Raw genomic sequence first — 4,676 nt, 5'->3', positions numbered from 1 at the left:
TGGCTGGGCTACCACTTCGGGGTGCGGGTCGGCAGGGCACGCGAACAGTGGTAGCTCACCCACCTGTCGGGGCGTCGGACAGGTGGGTGGGCTACCACTCAGGGTTTCGGGGCCGTGCTTTCCCGCAGGACCAGGGTCGCGGCGGCGTGTTCGACCTTCGGGTGGCCGTCGGACGGGGAGCGCAGGGCCAGGGACATCGCGCGGACGCCGATCTCCTCCAGCGGCAGGCGGACCGTGCTCAACGCCGGCGTCACGTCGACCGAGATCGGCATGTCGTCGAAGCCGATCACGCTCACCTGGCCGGGCACGTCGATGCCGCGTTCCCGCAGGCAGGCGAGTGCCCCCACGGCCATCGAGTCGTTCAGGGCGGCGAAGGCGGTCAGCCCCGGGTTGCGGTCGAGCAGCTCGGCCGCGGCCGCCCGGCCGCCGTTGCGGTCGAAGCCCGCGTATTCGATGTGCCGCGACGTCAACCGGCGCCCGTGCTCCCGCGCGGCCCGGCGCAGCCCGGTCAGCCGGTCGGTCGTGGTGGTCAGGTGCTGCGGGCCGGCGATGACCCCGATCGCGGTGTGCCCGAGGCGGTAGAGCGCGTCGCCCGCGAGCCAGCCGCCGTGCTCGTTCTCGGGGACGATGGCATCGCCGGCGTGCTCGTGCCGGCCGATCACGGCGACCCGGCCGCCGGTGTCCTCGTAGAGCCGCAGCTTCGCGTCCAGCCGGGCGGTGGTCGGCGGGTCGTGGTAGCCGGAGCCGGCCAGCACGATCGCCGCTGTCCGGTGTGCGTGCAGCAGGTCGACGTAGGCCAGCTCGCGCTCCGGGTCGCGGTAGCTGTTGCAGATGATCACCAGCCGGTCGTGCGTCGTGGCGACCCGCTGCAGCCCTCGCGTGATCTCCGCGAAGTACGGGTCGGACACGTCGTGCACGATGACGCCGACCGCCGTCCGGTGCGCGCGGGCCAGCTGCTGGGCGTTCGCGTTCGGCACGAACTGCAGCTCGGCCACGGCCGCCAGGACCCGCTCGCGGAGGGCGTCGGCCACCGGCTTGGGGCTGTTGTTGATGATGCGGGACACGGTCGCGGTCGAGACGCCGGCCCGCCGCGCGACATCCGCGAGAGTCGCCACGTTCCGCAGCGTACTCGAAGTGATCGCTTGCCCGATGTAGGTGGGCGTCGATAAGCTGCCAGGAAAGCGCTTACCTGGGGAGGTTCGCCGTGCGCGTACCGATCGGCATCGTCCTGAACGGCGTGACCGGGCGGATGGGCTACCGCCAGCATCTGGTCCGCTCGCTGCTGGCGATCCGCGAGCAGGGCGGCGTCCCGCTCGCCGACGGCACGACGCTGTGGCCGGAGCTGGTGCTGGCCGGCCGCAACGAGGCGAAGCTCCGCGACATCGCCGACCGGCACGGCCTCACCGAGGTCACCACCGACCTGGACGCCGCGCTCGCCCGCGACGACGTCTCGATCTACTTCGACGCGCAGGTCACCAGCGAGCGGGAGAAGGCGATCGGCCTCGCGATCGCGGCCGGCAAGCACATCTACACCGAGAAGCCGACGTCGACCACGCTCAGCGGCGCGATCGAGCTGGCCCGCGCCGCCGACGCGGCCGGCGTCAAGCACGGCGTGGTGCAGGACAAGCTGTTCCTGCCCGGACTGCGCAAGCTGCGCCGGCTGGTCGAGGGCGGGTTCTTCGGCCGCATCCTCAGTGTGCGCGGCGAGTTCGGCTACTGGGTGTTCGAGGGCGACTGGCAGGCCGCGCAGCGTCCGAGCTGGAACTACCGGTCGGCCGACGGCGGCGGCATCACCGTCGACATGTTCCCGCACTGGCACTACGTGCTCGAGCAGATCATCGCGCCGGTGCGCGCGGTCACCGCGCACATCACGACGCACATCGGGGAGCGCTGGGACGAGAGCGGTTCGGCGTACGAGGCCACCGCCGACGACGCCGCCTACGGGATCTTCGAGCTGGAGGGCGGCATAGTGGCCCAGATCAACTCGTCCTGGGCGGTTCGCGTGCACCGCGACGAGCTGGTCGAGTTCCAGGTCGACGGCACCGAGGGCAGTGCCGTCGCGGGCCTGCGCGGCTGCCGCATCCAGCACCGCGCGACCACGCCCAAGCCGGTGTGGAACCCCGACCTGCCGGTCACCGAGTCGTTCCGCGACCAGTGGCAGGAGGTGCCCGACAACGAGGAGTTCGACAACGGCTTCAAGGCGCAGTGGGAGATGTTCCTGCGCCACGTCGCCGAGGACGCGCCGTACACCTGGGACCTGTGGGCCGGCGCGCGCGGCGTGCAGCTCGCCGAGCTGGGCCTGCAGTCCGCCCGCGAGGGCCGCCGCATCGAGGTGCCCTCGCTGTGAGCGCGTCGGTCAACCTGCCGGACGGATCCTTCACGCTGTCCGCGCGCGGCGCGGAGTTCGCCGCGCCGAGTGCGAGATTCACCAGCCGCATCGGGTACGCGGCCGCGCACGTCGTCGCCGACCCGCGAGCCGAGAACGTCCCCGGCGCCCCGCCCGTGCTCGACTGGGAGGCCACCCTCGCGTTCCGCCGCCACCTGTGGTCGTACGGCTTCGGCGTGGCCGAGGCGATGGACACCGCCCAGCGCGGCATGGGCCTCGACTACCCGCAGGCCCGCGAGCTGATCCGGCGCTCGGCGGCGGAGGCCCGGGCGGCCGGCGGCTCGATCGTCGCCGGCGTGGCCACCGACCAGCTCCCGCCGGGCGCGGCGACCCTCGACGAGATCCGCAAGGCCTACGCCGAGCAGCTCGCCGACGTGCAGGAGGCGGGCGCCCGGCCGGTGCTCATGTGCAGCCGACACCTGGCCGCCGCGACCGGCGCGGCGGCCGACTACCTCGACGTCTACGGCCACCTCCTCGCGGACGCCGCCGAGCCGGTGATCCTGCACTGGCTGGGCCCGGCGTTCGACCCGGCGCTGACCGGATACTGGGGTTCCGCCGACCCGGCGCGCGCCGCCGACACCGTGGTCGAGCTGATCGCCGGCCGCCCGGACAAGGTGGACGGCATCAAGCTTTCGCTGCTCGATCAGGACTTCGAGGTCGCGCTGCGTCGCCGGCTGCCCGCGGGCGTGCGCATGTACACCGGCGACGACTTCAACTATCCCGACCTGATCCGAGGCGACGAGCAGGGCCACTCCGACGCGCTTCTCGGGATCTTCGCGGCGATCGCACCACCGGCCGCGGCGGCGCTGAGAGCGCTTGACGCCGGCGACCTGTCCGCGTACGCCGAAGCCTTCGATCCGACCGTGACCCTGTCGCGGCACCTGTTCCGCGCACCCACCTGGTTCTACAAGACCGGCATCGTGTTCCTGTCCTGGCTGACCGGGCGGCAGAGTCACTTCACGATGGTGGCGGGCGCACAGAGTGGACGGTCGCCGGCGCATCTGGCCGAGCTGCTCCGGCTGGCCGACGCGGCCGGGCTCCTGCCCGACGCCGAGCTGGCCGCCCATCGCGCCCGGGCGTTCTTCGAGACGGCGGGGGTCGCGCAATGACGCGGTTCGCGCTCAACCAGGCCACCACCAAGTACTGGCCGCTGCCCGATCTCGCCGCCGGATGCGTGGCGGCGGGCGTGACCCAGGTCGGGCTGTGGCGCGAGGACATCCAGGCGTTCGGCGTGGCGAGATCCGCCGCCCTGATGCGCGAGCACGGCCTGACCGTGACGTCGCTGTGCCGCAGCGGCTTCTTCCAGGAGGACGGCTGGTTCGACGAGAACCGGCGGGCCATCGACGAGGCCGCGGCCGTCGGAGCGCCGGTGCTGCTGCTGGTCTCGGGCGGGTTGCCGGCGGGCAGCCGCGACATCGACGGCGCGCGGGCCCACGTCGGCGAGGCGATCGGCGAGCTGGTGCCGCACGCGCGGCAGGCGGGGGTCAAGCTGGCGATCGAGGCCCTGCACCCGATGTACGCGTCGGACCGCTGCGTCGTCTCGACGCTGTCCCAGGCGCTCGATCTGGCGGCGCCGCACCCGGCCGAGGCGGTGGGGGTCGCGCTGGACACCTATCACCTGTGGTGGGACGACACGGTGTGGGCGCAGATCGAGCGGGCCGGCCGTGCGGGGCGGATCGCGTGCTTCCAGGTCGCGGACTGGGTCACGCCCCTGCCGGCGGGGGTGCTGCTCGGGCGGGGCCTCCCCGGGACGGGCTGCGTCGAGCTGCGGCGCTTCCGGGAGGCGGTCGACGCGGCCGGCTACGAAGGCCCGATCGAAGTAGAGGTCTTCGACGAGAAGCTGTGGGCCCGCCCCGGCGAGGAGATCCTGGCGGACGCGATGGCCGGCGTCCGCGACCACGTCCTGTAAGGGATGAGGCCAACCGCGCCACCGGTCCGCCTGCCACTGACCGTTCCGTGAAGCGAGGCACCCACGGATGAGCTTGGCCGAGCAACGTCGCCGCATGCTGGCCGGTGACTGGTACGACGACCTGACCGATGAGCTGGTCACGGCACGGGAAGGCGCGGTGCACCGCACGGACGCGTACAACGCGAGCTTCGGCCGCCCTGCTGCCGAACGGGAGGCGCTGCTGGCCGCGCTGCTCGGCCGGGTCGGGGCCCGGGTGCACTTCGAGCCGGCGTTCCGCTGCGAGTTCGGGTTCAACATCGAGGTCGGCGACGACTTCTACGCCAACTTCGACTGCGTCATGCTCGACGGCGGCGGCATCACCATCGGGAACCGCGTCCTGCT

Annotated in this window: 5 protein-coding genes; 4 read left to right on the top strand and 1 reads right to left on the bottom strand. The window is 72.6% G+C overall.

Translation table 11 applies throughout. The features are described from left to right. Positions 1 to 98: 98 nt before the first annotated feature. Positions 99 to 1,115 (bottom strand): LacI family DNA-binding transcriptional regulator, encoded by a 1,017-nt coding sequence (locus AB0M20_RS28315; protein ID WP_364303296.1) that lies wholly within the window; start codon positions 1,113 to 1,115, stop codon positions 99 to 101. A 134-nt stretch (positions 1,116 to 1,249) separates the two neighbouring features. Here AB0M20_RS28315 and AB0M20_RS28310 point away from each other — a divergent pair, with 134 nt between their 5' ends. The 4 genes from AB0M20_RS28310 to AB0M20_RS28295 all read left to right on the top strand — a co-directional run. Beyond that, entirely contained in the window at positions 1,250 to 2,347 is a 1,098-nt protein-coding gene (locus AB0M20_RS28310) for a Gfo/Idh/MocA family oxidoreductase (protein WP_364303301.1), read from the top strand. 35 nt (positions 2,348 to 2,382) lie between these two features. Further along, the gene (locus AB0M20_RS28305; protein ID WP_364303298.1) at positions 2,383 to 3,495 is read left to right on the top strand and encodes a dihydrodipicolinate synthase family protein; all 1,113 of its coding nucleotides are present in this window, start codon (positions 2,383 to 2,385) and stop codon (positions 3,493 to 3,495) included. Next, entirely contained in the window at positions 3,492 to 4,295 is an 804-nt protein-coding gene (locus AB0M20_RS28300) for a sugar phosphate isomerase/epimerase family protein (RefSeq protein ID WP_364303294.1), read from the top strand. Before AB0M20_RS28305 ends, AB0M20_RS28300 begins: the two co-directional genes overlap by 4 nt. Before the next feature lie 67 nt (positions 4,296 to 4,362). Beyond that, on the top strand, positions 4,363 to 4,676 hold a 314-nt coding region (locus tag AB0M20_RS28295), incomplete at its 3' end, for a maltose acetyltransferase domain-containing protein (protein ID WP_364303292.1).

Source organism: Actinoplanes sp. NPDC051633 (genome assembly GCF_040681735.1).
Lineage (GTDB): Bacteria > Actinomycetota > Actinomycetes > Mycobacteriales > Micromonosporaceae > Actinoplanes.
The sequence above is the reverse complement of the archived record's forward strand: the minus strand, read 5'-3'. Positions and strand labels throughout refer to the sequence as shown.